An 18,155-nucleotide genomic window follows, 5' to 3' on the forward strand; every position below is an offset into this window, starting at 1 on the left:
GTCCACGGCAAATATTACGGTACTTCGCTAAAAGCCGCTACGAGCGAGCTTGAGCGGGGTAAGATCGTGATTTTTGACATCGATGTGCAAGGATATGAGATCGTGCGTAGCAAAGTGCCTAAAAGCGAGCTTACTAGTGTATTTATTACTACGCCGAGCTTGTCGGAGCTTAGAGATAGGTTGCGCGCTCGCGGTGATAATGATCCCGCCGATATTGCTTTACGCTTGCAAAACGCGCAAGAGGAGATGGAGCGCCTAGGTGAGTATGATTATTTCATAATAAACGACCGCCTGGAAGCGGCGTATGAAAATTTAAGATCAATCTATAAAACTATCAAATTAGAAACGGCGAGCCGCGACATAGGCAAGCTAATCGAAATTTGGAAAATTTAAAGGAGAAAAAATGGGCGTAAGCGTTCAACAACTGCTAATTATCTTAGCGATTATCGTGTTACTTTTCGGAGCTAAAAAAATCCCCGAGCTTGCAAAGGGCGTGGGCAAGGGTATAAAGACCTTCAAAAAAGAGATGGAGGACGATACGCCTGAAAAGGTCGAGAAAAAGGCCGAGGAAGAGATCAAAGACGCCGAAATTAGCGACAATAAAAAGGCGTAAGGGATTTGAAAAATTTAGTCTTAAACGAAATTTTTAAAATTTTATCTCGCAAAGTCGTTTTAGAAAGATCCAAAGATAAAAGCTTGGCTCATTACGCCTCGCCCGAGGCTTTTGCGTTGGCTAGAGAGCTGCGAAAGGCGCCTAAGCTCATCGCTGAGGAGCTTGCGGCTAAATTTAAAGATAGCGAAATTCTAAGTGCCACGGCGGTTAACGGCTATCTAAATTTTCATATAAAGCCCGCCGTGTTGGGCATTCTTGCTGAAAATGCTCTTAGCCTGGGCGGCGATTTTGCGAAAAACGACGCGAAGCTCGGAGCTGGAATTTTATCGGCTTCGAAAAAGCTTTGCGCGAGTGAGCCTGCTTGCAAAGACTCCGCTGCGAATCTGGCTGCGAGCGGCAATGACACCGCCAAAGCGCAGAATTCCGACACGCAAAATTTTATTTCGCAGAATTCCGAAGCGGCGTCAAATTCCGTTGCTGTGCCAAAATGCGATGAGGCGCAGAATTTCGCCATTATGCCGCAAAAAATTCTGCTTGAATACATCAGCGCCAATCCGACCGGTCCGCTTCATATCGGGCACGTGCGCGGCGCCGTTTACGGCGATACGTTCGCGCGCATCGGAGGCTATCTGGGGCACCGCGTCGATACCGAGTATTATATCAACGACGCGGGCAATCAGATCGAGCTTTTGGGCACTTCGATCGCGCTTCGTGCGCGCGAGCTCGCGGGCGAGGACGTGAGCTATCCCGAGAAATACTACCGCGGGGAGTATATCGACGAGATCATCCCTCTTGCGCGCGCCCAATTTGGCGATGAAATTTTCCGCGACGAATCGCGCGTTTTGATCCTTGCGGAGTTTGCTAAAGACGAAGTGCTAAAGATCATCCAAAAAGATCTCGCAGACGCGGGCATTCATATCCAAAACTGGGCTAGCGAAAAGAGCCTCTACGGCGAGCTTGAGCCAACGATTAGGAAGCTTGAACGCAGCGGCAAGATGTATGAGCAGGAGGGTAAAATTTGGATCCGCTCATCGCAGCTCGGCGACGAAAAGGATCGCGTCGTCATCCGCGAGGATGCGCGCCCGACCTATCTCGCGGGCGACATCGTCTATCACAACAACAAATTTGAGCGCGGATATGAGCGCTGCATCAACATCTGGGGCGCCGATCACCACGGCTACATAGCGCGCTTAAAGGCCGCCGTGCATTTTCTGGGCTATGACGAAAGCAGGCTCGAGATCATCCTAATGCAGATGGTAAATTTGCTCAAAGACGGGCAGACCTATAAGATGAGCAAGCGCGCGGGCAATGCGATCTTGATGAGCGACGTGCTCGCTGCGATCGGCAGAGACGCGATGCGATTTATCTTCATCAGCAAAAAGGGCGAGACGCCGCTTGAGTTCGACGTGGACGAGCTCGCGCGCGAGGACAGCAGCAATCCGATCTTCTACATCAACTACGCTCACGCGCGGGTCAATCAAATTTTTACCAAAGCGGGCAAGCGCGAGGCGGACGTCCTAGGCGCGGACTTCGGCACGCTGGATGAAGCGGGGCTCAGTCTAGCTTTTGCGGCGCTTGGCTTGAATGAAATTTTAAACGACGCTTTTAATTCGCGCGGCTTGCAGAAGCTGCCCGATTTCCTAAAGGCGCTCGCGGCGGACTTTCACAAATACTACAACGAAAACCGCGTCGTAGGCAGCGAGAACGAGGACGCGAAGCTCAAGCTGTTCGCGCTCGTGGCGCTTAGTATCCGCACGGCGTTTGCTCTGATGGGCCTAAACGCGAAAGAAAAAATGTAGCCGCACAGGCTACATTCGCGCCGATAGCTTAAATCTCACGAACGAAATTTATGATTTAAATACAAAGCGAAATTTTTCGGCGGGATTTCTGCTGCGAAATTTTATGTTTTGCTCTTTGCTTCTGGCTTCGCCGCAAAATTTTACGGCGGAATTTGGGATGAAATTTTACCGCGAAATTTGACTTAAAATTCTATCGCTATGAAATTTTAAAGCTAGTTCTAAATTTACGGCTCGTAAAATTTCAATTTTAGAATTTTGCGAGCGATTTCGAGGTATTGCTGCGGCACCTGGCGCGGTTCGTAAATTTAAAATTTGGCTGCAAATTTACCGCTTGCAAAATTTTGAAATTTTAAAATTTTACGACGTGGAAACTCTAAGCAAAATTTTTAAAGTAGAGCTTTAAGGCGGCAAAATTTCATCTGCAAAATTTACTCGGGCGGGATTTGCCTGCAAGACCGCCCCTTAAGCCCCGCGGCACATCGCTGCAAAAAGGATAGATATGAGAAAGATCATCGACATAACGGCACTTTCTATCGCCGTTTGCATCTTGGTTATGGTGCTTTTTTGGCCGTCGCCCGTTTTATCGTTTAAATGCTACCGCGGCGATGGCATGGGCTGCGCGCAGCTGGGGCGCGACAAGCTCTCCCGCGGAGATTACGACGGCGCCAAGCCCGCTCTTGCCAAGGCTTGCGAGGCGGGCGAGAAAGATAGCTGTTTTGATTTGGGGGCCCTATACGACGGCGAGGGCAATGCGACGCAAGCGGGCTTATTTTATGACACAGCCTGCGATAAAAATGTCGCCGTAGCCTGCCACAAGCTAGGCAACCTATATCAGCGAGGGCGCCTGAGTAGGGACTTCGTTGCCGCCGCGCAGCGCTACGCCAAGGCCTGCGATTTGGGCTATGCCAAAAGCTGTCACAATGCGGGCGTAGTCTATTACACGGGCGGTTTCGGGCTTGCGGCGGATCAGGCAAAGGCGGTGAGCTTTTTCGAGCGAGGCTGTGACGGCGGGCTAGTGGATAGCTGCTATAACGCCGGCGTTGCGTATGATAAGGGTCTCGGCGCGCCGCAGGATCGCGACAAGGCGGAGAAGCTTTACACTAAATCCTGCGAGCTGGGCTACGGCGATGCCTGCAATAATTTAGGCTATTTGTATGTGAGCAAGGGGGATCTGCGCGGATTTTCCAAGGGGCTTGGATGGGTCAAAAAGGGCTGCGACGCGGGCAATAAAAAATCCTGCCAGCTCTACGAATTCATGAAAAACGAAATTTTAAAGAAGTAGGCGCTTGGTAGCCCAGCACGCGTTTGCCGATTTGCACTGCCTGCCGTGCACGCCGCCTGTTTTGTATTGCTCGCCGTGCACCGTCTGTCGTATGGCGTCTGTTGTGCTACCTGCCTTGCACCGTCTATCTACGCTACTCGTCGCGCGGTATCAGTTTTTTCGATGGGCTTTGTCTGCGATATTGCTGCGGCGGATTTGGAGCTTTTACGGCACGTGGAATTTCGCCGCGATTTTGCGACATGCGAAATTCGGCAAGGTCCAGATAGCCCGCACATATGGCTTGCTAAATTTAGCGGCAGAGTTTTACTTAGAATTCTATCGCTATGAAATTTTAAGGCTTAGTTCTAAATTTAGTGCTTGTAGAGGTTCAACTTTAAAATTTTACGGACAGTGCTGCGAGCAAGGCAAATTTTAGATTTTAAAATTTTACGGCGCGGAATTTAGCGCGGAAGCAAAGCGCGAAGCTGTTTGAGGAGGCAAATTGGAATATGAGATCACGGGCGAGGTTCGAAATCTCCGCGTCCACGCTGCAAGAGGAAATAGCAAAATTTGGGTATTTTTCGAGATAGACGGCGTGAAACTGCGCGGCGAGTTTAACGATATCCCCGTAGAGGAGGGCGAGCTTGCGCGCGCGTATTTCATCCGCGGAGGATATGCGGGCAGCTACGTGATCACTCGAGTTCAGGTAGCGCGCAAACCAAGCCTCTTGCGCCGCAAGCTGGGGATCGCGACCGCCGTGTGCACGCTTGGCTTCGGCACGGCGCTGTGGATTGTGGGCTTTGGGATTTTAAATGTCGGCGGGAGGGGCTCGCTAATTAATTTTGTCTGTATTGCCGCGGCAGGATTTGGGGTGCTAAAAGAGGGCGCGGGCAATCTTAAAATGTGGCTAAATCAGCGCACGTCCGAGTAGATCGCCGCCGCGACGTAAATTTTATAGACTTATAAATTCGCCGAATAAAATTTACTCACGCCCGCCGTATCTTTGCGGCGTAAATTTTGCTAAAATTCGCTCCAGGCGCGAAATCCGCTGCGTAAATTTAGAAAAAGGCAAAATTTGAACATAAACGAAGCAATAGTTGCCACCGCCAAAAAGCAAAAAGAGTGCCGGCTAGCATTTATAAAGTATCTGTTTTTGGGAATTTTATTTATAATAGCGCTGCCCGTAGGCGGCGGATTTGCCGTAGGGCATCTTTTTGAAAATCGCCTTGCACCGCTATTTTTCATCATTATCTATATTCCGTTTTTTCAAGCCGCGCTAATGGCTAACGCGAGCCGAGTGACCAGCGAGCTGGGGGATTATAAAGCGTTTTATAAAGATGTCTTCGTCCGTGCCGCCATCCGCGAGGTTGATTCAAATTTTAGCTACGATCCGTTTGCCGGCATCAGCCGTAAAGAATTTCGCAAAATCGGCATCTATTCGCCCGATGAGTTTCGCGCCGAAGACCAAATCAGCGGCATTTATAAAGGCGTCAAATTTAACCTCAGCGAAGCGATCGATATCCCAAACGGCGCGACGCTGGAAATCGGCGACTCAGCGGCGTTAAATTTGCTATCCGCGATAATTTTTGCATGGGAGGCCATGAAGGATATGCAGGCGTTCAGCGGCTCGGTCTTGGTCTGCGAGTTCTACAAGAAATTTAGCGGGCAAACTATAGTCGCGAGCCGCACGCTAAACACCAGATTTTTAGGCGAAAAAGAGCAGATGGACGACGTGTTTTTTAGTAAAGAATTTCGGGTCTTTGCGGACGATAAGGTTGAGGCGAGGTATCTTTTGACGCCCGCGTTTATGGAGCGCCTGCGAGAGCTAAAGGAAAAATTCGCGGGGAAAATGGGGCTGAGCGCGGCGTTTATGGACGATAAGCTTTATCTATTTTTAAACGGAGTGAAAAATAAATTTGAGACGACGCTTTTTTCGCCGCCGCCGAGCTTAGGGGACGCCGCTGAAATTAAAAAGGAAATTTCAGAGCTTTTATCTATCATAGACGAGCTAAATTTGAACTCGGATATTTAAGCGGGGCGGCGATTTTGGCTGATTAACGCGCGTCGCTATTTATCGGTTAAAATTTACTTGCGTTGCAGCTAGTCGCCGTTATTCTCCGCTGCCGACCGAGATCCGCTACGGCTTGGATCGCTCATTTTCGCTACCGACCGGGGCGCGTTTAAGTAGCTCCTGTTCGCGAGCGAATAATCTGCAAAATTTCTCCCAGTCGTACAGATAGACGAGCCTGTGCTCTTTGCGGCTTTCGTCTATGTATATGCCCTGCGTCGAGCCAAGACTCATCTTTTGCCAGTAGCCGAAAAACGGCAATGCCTCGATGTCCTCTTGCAGCACGCCGAACATCCCGTCGTTATCGTAAATTTTTAGATCGTAGTAGGTCCTTTTCATTTTAACCTTTCTAAATTTTACCGCGACGGAATTTTATCGTGGTGGAATTTCTAAATTTGCATTGCGATAAAATTCCGTCTTTTAGAATTTTGTGCGCTGCGAAATTTACTGCGAATTCCGCGTCTTTAAATTTTGCGGCGTCAATCCTCGATAAAATTCTGTAGAATTTCACCGCAAGTAAAATTTAGCCCGCCAGCGCCTTTAGCTGCTCGGCGCTTAGCCCGTCAACCAAAATATAGCTCGCATCGATGAAGCGGTAGTTTTGCTTCGGCAGCTGCGCGATAAACTCGCCATATTCCAGCTCGGCGATGGCGCGGTAGTTACCGGCGTCGTTTTCGTCTCCCTCGATGCCTATGAGCGCGATCTGCCAGCGCGCGACGTCGCTATTTTTTAGCATCTCCGCGTTTTGCCACTCCACAAACGGCTTGTAGGGCAGGATAGTGGGCAGGTTTTGCGTGAGCGCGTATGAGCCCATTATCGTACCGTCATCTCCATTTCGGTAGAACCTCTGATGCGCGCTGTAAGCGTCGAGATATTGCACTTCGGTCAGCCGCTTACTAAACTCGGCGGCGGGGTTGTATGAGGCTAAAATTTCATCCATCATCGCGCGGTTTATCGCAAAAGGCCTCTGCACCCCGTAGCAAAAATTTACCTCCGTATCGCCGCTTAAGTGCTGATCTATCGAATGTAGCCCCGCCGATATATAGCGCTCGTAGTCGAATTGCTCTATCCTGTCGTGAGTGTAAATTTCGCTGTTTTCATCCGTGATCTCGCTTTCTAGCTGCTTAGATAGCGCCTGCAGATACGAGATCGTCAAAACCCAATCAAAGATCGTCGCGGGCGTATTTACGCGCATGGCGTAGCTTTGCTGATCCTCGTCGTAGCTAAGTTCCATTCCGCGCCCGCTCTTGCCCCGCACGCCCAAAATCAAACACTCATACTCGCTCAAAAGCGATTTTAAAAACGCCCTCTCGTCAAAGTCCTCGGCGCTCTCGTCTATGCCAAACACCGATAGATCGGGCAGCAGATCCAATGCCTTGCTAACGCTCATGGCGTCCGAATACCCCATAAATAGCGGTCGCTTTTTATTTTTAACGCGGAATTCTACGCTCATCGTTTTCTCCTTTGCTAAATTAGCAAAATTATAGCGAAATTTTACCCGCCGCGGAGAGCTAAATTTGCGCTCGCAAGCCCGCGCTGACGATTGCACGAATGCGCGCCGCAGCCCGCACAAAACTACGCTATTAATCGCAAAAAGCTTACGCGTCGATCACCTTTTTTAGGCTCTGTGCGCACAAGTCCGCGTCCTTTAGCTCGCGCAAAATTTCGCCTATCAGCTCCTCTTTGAAAACGTCAAGTATCATCGCGCCCGCGTCCAGCTCAGCATAGCGCAGGGCGGGCTCGCTGAAGTTTTTAAGCTCCTTAAAACGCCGCTCGCCCCGCCTGGCAAATCCGAGCCGAACCTCGTTCGGGCTAAGGCTCAGCATGCCGCCCTCGCGAGCGAAATTATACACGCTAAAGCCGTAAAGCTGCGGATCGGCGGCTCTTGCGCGCACGCCCAAAATTTCCTCCAGCCGCGCCTTCGTGCCGTCTAGATCGAGCCCCGTTTGCAGCGCGATCTTGCCGCCCGTGTCGAGCCGCAAAAGCGCTAAAAACGAAGCGAAGTCCTGTGCGATGATACTTTGCTCGTCGCACTCGATGTCGATATAGGCGACCGCAGGCTGTTCGCTGGCGCGGTAGTCCAGGCACAGATACCAGTGGCCGTCGCCGCTGAAGGGCACCAGCCCGTCAAGCTCAAAGCTCACGCACTCGCGCTCCTCGCCCCAGCTAAAGCGCGTAAGCGACGGATGCGCCTCGCCGATGCCGCTGACGGCGTCCAGCGGGTAGCCCTCTAGCTCGTAGCGCAGGTAGCCGCCGTTTTGCACGCCCAGCATCATGGCGAGCTCGCGCGGCAGGGCGTGTCCTAGCTCCTCTTCCGCGGCTCGCAGCGCCTCGGGCGTGAGCGGTTCTTGCAGATATGGCAGGTAGATCGGCCTGCGCCAGATGTTTGCAAGCTCGTTTGCGTTCATTTTAGCTCCTTTAAATTTGCGGGTTAAAATTTCAAGCGCGCCTTAAATTGTAAGCTCGAAGCCGAAATCTCGGGCTATAAAATTTTAAAATTTTACGATGCCGAATTTTCGTAGCTCGCTCGCTATATTCGGCGCGTCTGCAACTATTCGGCTCGCCTCTCGGCAGCTTAAATTTAATCTAGATTGGGGCGCGCCGCCGTTTAAATTTAATCTGCACCGAGCGAGTTCAAAGCCGAGCGCAGATAAAATTTCATCGTAAATTTACTCGCTCCCGGCGTCCGTTTGAAGCGGCGGAATTTTACGAGAGAGCTAAATTTACCTTTCGCGCGCCTAATCGAAATCATAATACAGGCTCCACGCGCCGCTTCGCGGGTTTTTGGCAAACATCAAGCTGCCGCCGTCTATGACGTTAAAGCCCGCTTTTTCGTCTGAAGAGACCTGAAAAACGAACTGATAGCCCTCGCCGAAGCTCACTCCCGACTGGCAAAAGGAGGGATAGCCGCCGAGCTTCGTGCAGTTGTAATATTCCAGCCTAGCCGTGACGTCGGAATAATAAAGCCCGACCGACCTTTTAAGCTCCAAAATTTCGTGCACGATGTCAGGCTCCAGCCCGCCGCCGTCCCAAACGGGCGTATCGTCCGCGGCAAATTTGGGTTGCAAAGGAAAGGGCCTTATCTGCGAGCGCGGATTTGCAAGCTCCTTTATGACGAGCTCCTCCTCGTTTTTATACTCGCGGATCGCCCATAGGCCGGCCATATCCTCGCGGGATTTGCCGATGAGATCCTGCGAGATGAAGACCGCAAGCAGCTTGACACCGTCCAAGATCTGCGGCACATAGGGCAGCGCGGACAGGTAAAACTGCGCTAGAGGGAGCATCGACGCGCCGTTTTTATCTATGGGCAGCTTCTCATCCGCCGCGCAAGCGAGCACGCGACCGATCCAGCACTCATCGATCGCGCCTCGCGGCCTCACGCCGCCCGTCTGAAAATAGGTGATCTTGCGCGCGATCTTGCGTTGCAGCTCCTTAATCTTTTCTTGCAGATCCGTTTGCATTTGCGTCCTTTTCGGTTGGAATTTTAGCGCTTTTGTGAAATTATAGCGAAATTTTACCCGCCGCCGCGAGCTAAATTTGCGGCGTAAAGAGTTGCGAAAAGTAAGCTTAAAGCTTTTTGGGAGTAAAATTTAAACAGATCCATGTAGGCGGTAAATTTAATCAAAGGAGCGAAAATGACGAAAGATCAGTGCTGCGTCCTAAAGCATTTGACGGCGGGCGAGACGGGCGGTTTTGGGAAAACGGGCGAGATGAATGACGGCGAGTTTTTGGATGCGCTTATCGGAAAAGGGCTTGTTTGGATGCTTGACTGGGCCGGCGAGGACGAGACGGGCGATGTAGGCAAATTTATCAGCTCTAGGCTAGGTGCGCTGCAAAGCGGTGTGGCTATAAAGTGCGATAAAATTTACGCAAGGCTCGAAAAAGAAGCGAAAAAAGAGGGTTTCGAGCGCGGCGATGCGAGCCTATTTTTGATGAACGAGTTTCAAAAGGCGCTGAAGAAGAGCGATTTTAGGCTCTTTACTTTGGATCTTCATAGCGACGCTTATTATCTGCTCGTCGCGCACAAGGACGCCGAGAAAGATTTTAAAAAGCTAGGCAAGCGCGAGGAGCTATTTTGGGACATCGCGCCATGGGGCAAGCGCCGCAAGAGGCAGATCCTTTACGTCATAAACTGCGAGTGCGGTGAGATGTCAGCGTGGCAGCTGGACGCGGACGAGTCATCGCCTAGAGATGAAGTCTGCGAAGTATGCGGGCGGGTACTTTTCGACGCTGAAGGCAATGCGATGCAGCCTTTGGAGAAGGAGTTTATCTAATCCTACTTGCTTATCGCGGCTTTGCGTGCGAAATTTTGGCTGTATGAAAGTCAAATTTTATTGCGCAGCTCGGTAGGATTTGGCGCGCAGGTTTGGTTTGCAGCTCGGCGGCGAAACGCGGTTTAAATTTAAGGCTTGCTCTGCGATGAGATGCGGTTTTGATTTGCAGCTTGCTTTGGTAGTAAAACATTGCTCGGCGCGGCTTGATTTGCTGTTCGCGTGAGCGGCGAAATTTTGCAGTTTGCGTTTGTGTCTTAATAAGACTGCGGCGCAAGACGCACTATTTAGCGCTTGCGTTCTTGGCTTGAGTTTTTATCTAACAAGTTCGCAGTCGCGGGCGTATCTACCTATGCTGCGTTAAATTTTTGATTTTAATGGTTTTGGACATAGGCTCGCGCCGCTAAAATCAAAATTTTGCCCTGCTGCGCGCTAAATTTATAATCCTGTAAATTTAGAATTTTAAGAGCGAAATTTTGAACTAAAATTTTACAAATCTCTAAATTTTAAAATTTTAAAATTTTAAATGCAATGCGGGCTTGCCGGCTCGTTTACCATAAGGCTCATAAACTCCGTCGCTGCAGGAGTAACTAGCTCGTTTGATTTAAAGATAAGGCAAAATTTTAGCTAGCGCGAGTGCCCGCGCAGAATTCCGATATTAGCGCGATCACGAACGCGCTATGTTTGAAATCCGAAACTGGCGAGGTGCAGCAAAGGCCTAGCTGCGAGCTTTGGCGATGCACGCCTCGATCGCCGCCATCACCGCTGCGCGAAATCCCGCCGCCTCCAGTGCCGCGAGCCCCTCTATCGTCGTGCCCGCAGGCGAGCAGATCGCGTCTTTGAGCTCCGATGGGCGCCTGCCGCTTTGTAGCAGACGCGTCGTGCCCTCTACTGCCGCCGCTACCGCGTCGTAGCACAGCGCTCGCGGTAGTCCACCCCGCACGCCAGCATCCGCCGCCGCCTCGATAAAGGCGCACACATACGCGGGCAGACTCCCTGCGATCCCAGTAAATGCGGCAAAGCCAGCCTCGTCTATCTCGTAGAATTTGCCGATTTTGGCGGCTAGTGCTCGTACGATCTCCCGACTGGCCTCATCAAAATACTCGCCGTAGCACAGCGCCGTAGCCGATGCGCCGATACTCGCAGCGACGTTTGGCATCGCGCGGGCCACGAAAACGTCCGCACCTACGATATTTTGGGCGCACTCCAGCTTAAAATTCGGCGCCAAAAGAAGCAGGATTTTGCCCGTGAGCTCGGGCGCGATCAGGCGCAAAATCCCCTCGTAGCTGGCGGGCTTGGTCGCGAGCACGATAATATCCGCCGCGTGCGCGAGCTGCGTCTCACTTTGTAAAATTTGCACGCCGTAGCGCTTACGCAAGGCTTCGTTTTTGCTTCTAGCGTAGGCTAGGACTTGAAGCTTCGTATCGGAGGCGGGCTGCACGCAGGCGGAATCACGTTCGCAGCTCGCAAAATTCTGCTCTAAATTTATGGAATTCTGCCCGCAAGCCGCAAAGCTTTGAGTATCTGGCATAAAATTTTGCCCGTCGTGCGCGGAATTTTCTCCGCTCGCCGTGCAATTTTCCTTATCCTCTGTAAAATTTTCTCCGCCCGCTGCGCAATCTCGCCCGCCCGCTGCGCAAAGTGCGGCAATCATCGCCTCGCCCATATTTCCGCCGCCGATAAATCCCACTTTCATTTTCGCTCCTTTTAAAGCTAAATTATGCCTCAATGATAGCTCAAAATTTCTTTATCCGCCCTTGCGGCGCGCGGTTTATCTACGTAAAAGCAAATTTTAGCTACAATCTCGCCTAAATTTTTAAAAAAGGATGCGTTATGGCAATAAACGTTTTTTACGACAAAGATTGCGATTTAGGTTTGATTAAGGCTAAAAAGGTCGCTATGATCGGCTTTGGTTCGCAGGGACATGCTCACGCCGAAAATTTGCGCGATAGCGGCGTAGAGGTCATCGTGGGCCTTAAAAAGGGCGGCGCGAGCTGGAGTAAGGCCGAGGCGAAGGGCTTTAAAGTAATGAGCGTCGGCGAGGCTACGAAGGCAGCTGATCTTGTGATGATCCTAACACCCGATGAGTTTCAAGGCGATATTTTCAAAGCGGAGATCGAGCCAAATTTAAGCGAGGGCGACGCGATCGCGTTCGCGCACGGCTTTAATATCCACTTCGGACAGATCGTCCCTCCAAAGGGCATTGACTGCATTATGATCGCTCCGAAAGCCCCGGGCCACACCGTCCGCAACGAGTTCGTAAGCGGCGGTGGCGTACCGATGCTGATCGCCGTTTCGCAAAATGAAAGCGGCAGAGCCAAGGAGCTTGCTCTAAGCTACGCAAGCGCGATCGGCGGCGGCCGCACCGGCATCATCGAAACGACTTTTAAAGCAGAGACCGAGACCGATCTTTTCGGCGAGCAGGCTGTGCTTTGCGGAGGACTTTGTGCGCTCATCAACGCGGGCTTCGAGACCCTCGTCGAGGCGGGATATGAGCCTGAGATGGCGTATTTTGAGTGCCAACACGAGATGAAGCTGATCGTGGATCTCATCTATCAAGGCGGTATGGCAGATATGCGCTACTCGATCTCAAACACCGCAGAATACGGCGATTACGTAAGCGGCAACCGCGTCGTAAACGAAAGTAGCAAAGCGGCGATGAAAGAGGTACTAAAGGAGATCCAAAACGGTAAATTTGCAAAAGACTTCATCCTTGAGCGCAAGGCGGGCTATGTACGGATGAACGCCGAGCGCAACATCACGGCAAATAGCTTGCTTAGCAAAACCGGCGAGAAGCTTCGCGCGATGATGCCGTGGATCGCCAAGGGTAAGCTCGTAAATAAAGATAAAAACTAATTTCGGCTGAGCTTTGGCTAATACAAATCCACGCGGGCGCCGCAAAAAGCGCCCGATCAGCTATGCAACGATCGCCTTTGTCGTAATCTTATGCTTTTTAAGCGGTGCGGTTACCTACGCGGTTTTGGATCTCGTATTTTCGGGCAATAAAGCCGCGTTGCAGCAAAGCTCGCGCAAACAAACTCCCGAGAGTACTTCCGATCCTCGCGGTAAAAAGCCGCGTTTAAGCGCTGCACAGAAGGAGGCACTGATTCAAAAGGAGTTTGATAAGATCGCCGAGCAAAACGTAACCGCGCCGAAGATGAGTATCGAGCCCGCACGACAGAATTCTGTAGGACAAAATTCTGCAAAAGGCGATTTGCCAAATTCCGTAAATTCTATGGCTTCTTCAAATTCCGCCGCTGCAAATTCAGCGAGCGACGGACCTGACGTAAATTTTACCGCGGCAAATTCCGCTTTAGAAAATTCCATAAATTCTACCACGCAAAGTCCTGCTTCTAGCGGCGCGGACGATCTTTCTAAATCGCCGCGCAAGGCTTTGCCCGCAGGCTCTCGCGCAAAGCTAGCGATCATCATCGACGACGTAGGCACCGACGAGCAGGCGCAAAAGATCGCCGCTCTGCCCGTGCGCGTGACGCCGTCCATCTTCCCACCGGAGTATCAGCGCAAGGACACGCGCTCGCTCGCTCGCGGCTTTGAGCATTACGCGATCCACCTGCCGATGGAGGCGAGCTCTGCCAAAAACAACTCCGCGACGCTGCGAGCTTCGGATAATTACGAGAAGCTGCGCGGCGTCATAGCGAAGCTGCGCGCGGACTTTCCGAACGCTAAATTTATAAATAACCACACCGGTTCTAAATTTACCGCCGACGAGCGCGCGATGCAAAATCTACTGCGCGCGATGAACGAGTATGGATTTTTATTTATCGACTCGCGCACGAGCCCCGCTACCAAGGCTAAGGCGGCGATGAATGGGCTCGGCATGCGATACGTGCATCGCGATGTGTTTTTAGATAATCAAAACAGCGTCGCTGCGGTGCGCAAAAAGCTGCGCGAAGCCGTGACGCTTGCTAAAAAACAGGGTTACGCCATTGCTATCGGCCATCCCAAAAGCTCCACTCTGCGCGCGCTTGCAAACAGCGCCGACATCCTAGACGAGGTCGATTTAGTGTATTTGGACGAAATTTATGAGTACTACGAGTGAGCTCGGTTTTAAAATTCCAAGCTTAAAAAGGCTCGGTGCGAGCGAGCCCGCGCGGCTGTATTTTAGGGGCGAGCCGGCGATGTTACAAAAGCGCCGCATCTCGATCGTGGGCTCGCGCAAGATGAGCGTTTATAGCAAAAATTTGATTCTACGCCTCGCGCGCGCTTTGAGCGATGCGAACTTTTGCGTCGTAAGCGGCGCGGCGATCGGCTGCGATATAGCCGCGCACGAAGGGGCGTTTCCAAACACGATCGCGGTTTTTGGAAACGGCCTTGATCAAATTTATCCCGCGCAAAACGCTGCCATGATCGGCAAAATTTACGAGCGCAGCCTCGCGCTTAGCGAATATGAGGACGGTGTGAGCGCGCGCGGATTTCAGTTTTTGCAGCGCAACCGCATCGTCGTGGCGCTGTCCGAAGCGCTCATCGTCGCTCAGGCAGAGCCCCGCAGCGGCTCACTACAAAGTGCGCGCCTGGCTCGCGAAATGGGCGTGCCCGTGTACGTGCTGCCGCACCGCATGGACGAGAGCGCAGGCACGAATGATCTGCTCGCAAAATCTCAGGCGCGACTGATCGCGGATTTTGGCGAATTCGTCGCTTCTTTGGCTCCACAGACGACGCAAAACACTGAGCGCGCGCAGGATGAGGTGATGGAATTTTTAGCGCTAAATTCCGATCTGCAAGCGGCGATCGAGCGCTTCGGCGATAAAATTTACGAATACGAGCTTGAAGGCAGGATAGAAATTTTAGGCGCAAAGATCGTAGCAAAGTAGCTGGAAGCTGGCGCTTGTTCGCCGTGGTTTGATAGGCGCCGTCCGCCGGTACGGCTTGTTTGCATGGCGCGCAGTCTGCGAGGCCTGAGTTTAAATTTAGAAAAAGGCGGCTCGGTAAAATTTTACCTTCCGCAAGTAGCACCTGAGCTTAAAACAAATCAGCGCGGTTTGCCGAAGCCGAACTAAAAAGGATGAAATTTGATAGTCGCAATCGATCTTGGGCTTAAACGTATCGGCGTGGCGGCGGCACCGGATGATAAGACGCCGCTTCCGTGCGAGCCGATCCTGCGCAAAAATCGTACCCAAGCCGCGCGCGAGCTAAGCGAACTGCTACGCGAAAAAGGCGCCAGCGTGCTAGTGCTTGGCGTGCCGCGCGGAGGGGCGAGCGAGGAGGAGATGAACAGGCGCATACGACACTTCGCCTCGCTGCTGGATTTTGACGGCGAGATAAAATTCCAAGACGAGAGCTTTTCGAGCGCCGAAGCGGCGGAGTTTGCGAGTAAAGGCGCTAAGGGGGGCGGCAAAGATCCGCGCTTTGATAGCATCGCCGCGACGATAATTTTGCAGAGGTTTTTGGCGAGCAAGGGCTAGGCGCGTGCGTGGCAACGTAATTTGCGCACGGCGGCGCAAGAGGAAATCGTCGCTCGTCTATTTTGTCGCCGTTTGAAGGCCTGCGGAATTTTACTTGCTCGCCTAAAACAGACGGAATTTTATGCTCGTTAGAGATTGGTAAAATTTCGTCGCCCGCTAAAACCTGGCGAAATTTTACTTTGCCCGCAAAGAGCCTGCGGAATTTATTTTGACTGTAGCCGTAAATGGCGCTTTAGGTAGTTAAACTAAGTGAGATTGACAGCGATTTAAGTTTTAAACGGCGAGGTTTATGCATTTTGGCGATTTGTGCTCGCGCGCACGGCTGCTATTTAAGTTTTTTCAAGGTCTATTTAGACGCAAAGAACGCTAAGCAAAATTGCAAAAACGCGGATGCATCATAGAATAGGGCGCAAATTTGCGATAAATTTCATTTAGGGAGCGGTTATGTTTAAGATCACGATGTTAGTAAAAAAGGCGCCGGGTATCACGCAGCAGGAGTTTGTGGCACACTGGGCGGCGCATTCGCAAAAGGTTTTGGCTAATCAAAAGGCGCTAAATATCGTCCGCTATGCAAAAACCATGCCCGTTTTCCTCGAGGGACAGAGTACCAGGCGCGAGACGGCGGCGTTTAGCTACGATGCGATGGGCGAGCTGTGGTATGAGAGCGTGCAGGCGTTTGCGGAGGCGCGAAACAGCGAGGTAGCGCGAGCGGTGCTAGCGGAGTTGATGGCGGACGAGGCGAAGTTTTGCGATATGAAAAACTCCGTGATGTGGTTCGGCGAGGAGGAGGCTGTGATAGAGTTTGAGCGCTAGGGAGCGCGGCTTGCAGTGAATAAATTTTGAAGTAAAGCTCTTTAAATGGATAGAATTCTACGTGGCATTTGGGTTTTAAAACTAGCAGAATTTTACGAGCTGGGCTTGCTCAGCTGAAATCTCAGTCGCAACCTACATAGATGAAATTTACATGCGCGATACAGATACTGCGCGGCCTTAATTATTTTAAGACTCACATATCTAAGTGGGTGCGATCTAAGAATCCTGGGTATTGGAGCCAAAACGCCTAAAGACGCATTACGCCTGCAGTTTTGGCATAGGCAAGCCTATTTCTAAGATAAAACTTAAAGGCTGGCGGCGTAAAATTTTTTAAAATTTCTAAGCAGCAATGCGAAATTTTTAAAAGTTTTCTAGGGTGCGGCAAGATGCTTGTCGCGGGTTTGGTATATGGCAAAATGTTTTACATACTAGATTATCGCTCTGATAAATCGCCATTGCAGAGGCTGCAGGCGCTTAAGACCTCAAGGATTAAATACGTTTTAGTCCTATTATAAATACTATAGCCGTGGACGGTCATAAGACGTGCGAGTAAAAATTGAGGCAAGCCAGCCATAAAAATAATCTTGCAAGTAAAATTTTAATTTGTCTTTTTGAAATTCAGCTCAAAGCTCCGTTTAAAATTTTATTTAAAATTTTGCTTGGGATTTTGATAGAAATTTTGCAGGAATTTCGCCGCAAATTTCACAGCTATTATCAAAAATTAAAATTTTATCCCTCGCTTTTTGCTATAATTATTTTTAAAATTTAAAAGGAGCAAAAATGAAAATTTTAGCGTCGATTACCGCACTAATCGTAGCAGCCTACTTGCTCGCGCAGATATTTTTCCCGCAAGGGGTCTCGTTTGTCGGATGTGGCGTCGGTAGGGCTAATTCGTGCGAAGACTATGGAGCATATTTGCTTGAGAAGCGCGATTATGAGGCAGCAAAAAAGCCGTTTGAAAAAGCTTGTGAAGCAGGGCTAGAAAATAGCTGTGCTATCGCGGGGGATTTGTATTACGACGAGCAAAATTTATATAAAACTACAAAAGATAAGGGCAAGTCCGCGCGGTTTTATTCCAAAGCGTGCGAGCTGGGAGCCGCCAAAGCTTGCTACAACGCTGCGATAATCTCTTATAAAAATGCCGATAAGAAAAATACGTTCGCATTTTTTGCCAAATCATGCGATTTGGGACTAGGCGAGGGCTGCTTAAACGCTGCGGTCGCTAGCTATGAAGAAAAAGACTATCAGGGCGCTCTTAAGTTTTTCCTAAAATCTTGCGATGCTGCTTTGGCGGAGGGATGCCAAAGGGTTGGACTAGCGTATTCAAAGAAGGAATTTGGCGAGCCGGATCTGGATAAGGCGATGATCTACTACGACAAGGCTTGCAAACTGGGAGCGGAGTTTAGCTGCAACGTAGTAGCCGCGATGAATAAAATAAATGCAAGCGAGGCTAATGCGACCAAATAGATGGCAGGGCTAGCTAGATAATACGGCGAGATCGAAATTAGTATAGAAATTTTGCGGAGCTTTATGGGATTTTATGGAATTCCGCGGAATTTTATTTCTAAATTTTATCGCTGAAATTCCGCATATTGCGATAATGGCGATAGATAGCGATTTTGAAATTTCAGTATCTTATAAGTTTGGAATTTAATCTATGCTGTGGATTTTATTGACAGAATTTTAACTTATCATAGACTTATCCATCGCGATATAGGGATTTCATCATAATAATAGTGCTAAATTATATATCGTTGAAAGAGAAAAAATTGCGCAAACTAGCGAGTAGTTATGCAATCACAGCTGATATGGCAAAAATATCCGAAGAAGATCGCACGGGATAATTAATTTGCGAAGTAAATAAAATCAATTCACAAGGGAATGGGAATCTATCAATAAACAAGTAA

At 50.3% G+C, this 18,155-nt stretch carries 17 protein-coding genes and 3 pseudogenes; 15 read left to right on the forward strand and 5 right to left on the reverse strand.

Going from position 1 to position 18,155, the window contains the following annotated elements; genetic code table 11:
* From Q0605_RS07315 to Q0605_RS07345, 8 genes and pseudogenes are all read left to right on the forward strand, one after another.
* Nucleotides 1-393, forward strand: a pseudogene (locus Q0605_RS07315) (guanylate kinase); the annotation flags it as partial.
* Nucleotides 394-403: 10 nt separating this feature from the next.
* Nucleotides 404-613 (forward strand): twin-arginine translocase TatA/TatE family subunit, encoded by a 210-nt coding sequence (locus tag Q0605_RS07320; RefSeq protein ID WP_298042326.1) that lies wholly within the window; start codon nucleotides 404-406, stop codon nucleotides 611-613.
* A 5-nt stretch (nucleotides 614-618) separates the two neighbouring features.
* A pseudogene (locus Q0605_RS11420) lies at nucleotides 619-834 on the forward strand (arginine--tRNA ligase); the annotation flags it as partial.
* 309 nt (nucleotides 835-1,143) lie between these two features.
* A pseudogene (gene argS, locus Q0605_RS07325) lies at nucleotides 1,144-2,412 on the forward strand (arginine--tRNA ligase); the annotation flags it as partial.
* Between the two features lie 499 nt (nucleotides 2,413-2,911).
* Nucleotides 2,912-3,694 carry a tetratricopeptide repeat protein gene (locus Q0605_RS07330; protein ID WP_298705577.1) on the forward strand — a complete coding sequence of 261 codons (783 nt, stop codon included), beginning with the start codon at nucleotides 2,912-2,914 and terminating at the stop codon, nucleotides 3,692-3,694.
* 4 nt (nucleotides 3,695-3,698) lie between these two features.
* On the forward strand, nucleotides 3,699-4,109 hold the full coding sequence (locus tag Q0605_RS07335) for a hypothetical protein (RefSeq protein WP_298705580.1): 411 nt from the start codon (nucleotides 3,699-3,701) through the stop codon (nucleotides 4,107-4,109).
* Nucleotides 4,110-4,175: 66 nt separating this feature from the next.
* Nucleotides 4,176-4,604 carry a hypothetical protein gene (locus Q0605_RS07340; protein ID WP_298042317.1) on the forward strand — a complete coding sequence of 143 codons (429 nt, stop codon included), beginning with the start codon at nucleotides 4,176-4,178 and terminating at the stop codon, nucleotides 4,602-4,604.
* A gap of 144 nt (nucleotides 4,605-4,748) precedes the next feature.
* Entirely contained in the window at nucleotides 4,749-5,705 is a 957-nt protein-coding gene (locus Q0605_RS07345; protein ID WP_298705585.1) for a DUF3137 domain-containing protein, read from the forward strand.
* A 105-nt stretch (nucleotides 5,706-5,810) separates the two neighbouring features.
* Here the strand turns inward: Q0605_RS07345 and Q0605_RS07350 are convergent, their stop codons facing one another.
* From Q0605_RS07350 to Q0605_RS07365, 4 genes are all read right to left on the reverse strand, one after another.
* Nucleotides 5,811-6,080 carry a hypothetical protein gene (locus Q0605_RS07350; protein ID WP_298705587.1) on the reverse strand — a complete coding sequence of 90 codons (270 nt, stop codon included), beginning with the start codon at nucleotides 6,078-6,080 and terminating at the stop codon, nucleotides 5,811-5,813.
* Between the two features lie 184 nt (nucleotides 6,081-6,264).
* Nucleotides 6,265-7,194, reverse strand: a complete 930-nt coding sequence (locus tag Q0605_RS07355; protein ID WP_298705590.1) for a DUF4299 family protein — start codon at nucleotides 7,192-7,194, stop codon at nucleotides 6,265-6,267.
* Between the two features lie 145 nt (nucleotides 7,195-7,339).
* Nucleotides 7,340-8,149: an SMI1/KNR4 family protein gene (locus tag Q0605_RS07360; RefSeq protein ID WP_298705593.1), complete on the reverse strand. Its 810-nt coding sequence runs from the start codon at nucleotides 8,147-8,149 to the stop codon at nucleotides 7,340-7,342.
* A gap of 330 nt (nucleotides 8,150-8,479) precedes the next feature.
* Complete coding sequence (locus tag Q0605_RS07365; protein ID WP_298705596.1) at nucleotides 8,480-9,202, reverse strand: DUF1963 domain-containing protein; 723 nt, start codon at nucleotides 9,200-9,202, stop codon at nucleotides 8,480-8,482.
* A gap of 174 nt (nucleotides 9,203-9,376) precedes the next feature.
* Between Q0605_RS07365 and Q0605_RS07370 the strand changes: the two genes are divergently transcribed.
* Nucleotides 9,377-10,015 (forward strand): hypothetical protein, encoded by a 639-nt coding sequence (locus Q0605_RS07370; RefSeq protein ID WP_298705599.1) that lies wholly within the window; start codon nucleotides 9,377-9,379, stop codon nucleotides 10,013-10,015.
* A gap of 715 nt (nucleotides 10,016-10,730) precedes the next feature.
* Here Q0605_RS07370 and proC read toward each other — a convergent pair.
* Nucleotides 10,731-11,708: a pyrroline-5-carboxylate reductase gene (gene proC, locus Q0605_RS07375; RefSeq protein WP_298705602.1), complete on the reverse strand. Its 978-nt coding sequence runs from the start codon at nucleotides 11,706-11,708 to the stop codon at nucleotides 10,731-10,733.
* A 137-nt stretch (nucleotides 11,709-11,845) separates the two neighbouring features.
* On the opposite strand from proC, the gene ilvC reads away from it, so the two are divergent.
* The 6 genes from ilvC to Q0605_RS07405 all read left to right on the forward strand — a co-directional run bounded on the left by ilvC (nucleotide 11,846) and on the right by Q0605_RS07405 (nucleotide 17,715).
* Nucleotides 11,846-12,868, forward strand: a complete 1,023-nt coding sequence (gene ilvC / locus Q0605_RS07380) for a ketol-acid reductoisomerase (RefSeq protein ID WP_298705605.1) — start codon at nucleotides 11,846-11,848, stop codon at nucleotides 12,866-12,868.
* A 13-nt stretch (nucleotides 12,869-12,881) separates the two neighbouring features.
* Nucleotides 12,882-14,072 (forward strand): divergent polysaccharide deacetylase family protein, encoded by a 1,191-nt coding sequence (locus Q0605_RS07385; protein WP_298705607.1) that lies wholly within the window; start codon nucleotides 12,882-12,884, stop codon nucleotides 14,070-14,072.
* A complete protein-coding gene (locus Q0605_RS07390) occupies nucleotides 14,056-14,844 on the forward strand; it encodes a DNA-processing protein DprA (protein WP_298705610.1) in 789 nt (262 codons plus the stop codon). Before Q0605_RS07385 ends, Q0605_RS07390 begins: the two co-directional genes overlap by 17 nt.
* A gap of 198 nt (nucleotides 14,845-15,042) precedes the next feature.
* Nucleotides 15,043-15,435, forward strand: a complete 393-nt coding sequence (gene ruvX / locus Q0605_RS07395) for a Holliday junction resolvase RuvX (protein ID WP_298705613.1) — start codon at nucleotides 15,043-15,045, stop codon at nucleotides 15,433-15,435.
* A gap of 444 nt (nucleotides 15,436-15,879) precedes the next feature.
* Nucleotides 15,880-16,248, forward strand: a complete 369-nt coding sequence (locus Q0605_RS07400; RefSeq protein WP_298705616.1) for an EthD domain-containing protein — start codon at nucleotides 15,880-15,882, stop codon at nucleotides 16,246-16,248.
* 780 nt (nucleotides 16,249-17,028) lie between these two features.
* Entirely contained in the window at nucleotides 17,029-17,715 is a 687-nt protein-coding gene (locus Q0605_RS07405) for a tetratricopeptide repeat protein (protein WP_298705619.1), read from the forward strand.
* Nucleotides 17,716-18,155: the final 440 nt, after the last annotated feature.

The sequence above is a fragment of the uncultured Campylobacter sp. genome (assembly GCF_938017705.1).
Lineage (GTDB): Bacteria > Campylobacterota > Campylobacteria > Campylobacterales > Campylobacteraceae > Campylobacter_B.

What these genes read in the sequence shown, in the direction of transcription:
- Q0605_RS07365 (WP_298705596.1), bottom strand. Translation starts at nt 9,202, where the DNA reads ATGCAAACGGATCTGCAAGAAAAGATTAAGGAGCTGCAACGCAAGATC.
- Q0605_RS07360 (WP_298705593.1), bottom strand. Translation starts at nt 8,149, where the DNA reads ATGAACGCAAACGAGCTTGCAAACATCTGGCGCAGGCCGATCTACCTG.
- Q0605_RS07370 (WP_298705599.1), top strand. Translation starts at nt 9,377, where the DNA reads ATGACGAAAGATCAGTGCTGCGTCCTAAAGCATTTGACGGCGGGCGAG.
- Q0605_RS07390 (WP_298705610.1), top strand. Translation starts at nt 14,056, where the DNA reads ATGAGTACTACGAGTGAGCTCGGTTTTAAAATTCCAAGCTTAAAAAGG.
- proC (WP_298705602.1), bottom strand. Translation starts at nt 11,708, where the DNA reads ATGAAAGTGGGATTTATCGGCGGCGGAAATATGGGCGAGGCGATGATT.
- Q0605_RS07400 (WP_298705616.1), top strand. Translation starts at nt 15,880, where the DNA reads ATGTTTAAGATCACGATGTTAGTAAAAAAGGCGCCGGGTATCACGCAG.
- Q0605_RS07350 (WP_298705587.1), bottom strand. Translation starts at nt 6,080, where the DNA reads ATGAAAAGGACCTACTACGATCTAAAAATTTACGATAACGACGGGATG.
- Q0605_RS07405 (WP_298705619.1), top strand. Translation starts at nt 17,029, where the DNA reads ATGAAAATTTTAGCGTCGATTACCGCACTAATCGTAGCAGCCTACTTG.
- Q0605_RS07320 (WP_298042326.1), top strand. Translation starts at nt 404, where the DNA reads ATGGGCGTAAGCGTTCAACAACTGCTAATTATCTTAGCGATTATCGTG.
- Q0605_RS07330 (WP_298705577.1), top strand. Translation starts at nt 2,912, where the DNA reads ATGAGAAAGATCATCGACATAACGGCACTTTCTATCGCCGTTTGCATC.
- ilvC (WP_298705605.1), top strand. Translation starts at nt 11,846, where the DNA reads ATGGCAATAAACGTTTTTTACGACAAAGATTGCGATTTAGGTTTGATT.
- Q0605_RS07355 (WP_298705590.1), bottom strand. Translation starts at nt 7,194, where the DNA reads ATGAGCGTAGAATTCCGCGTTAAAAATAAAAAGCGACCGCTATTTATG.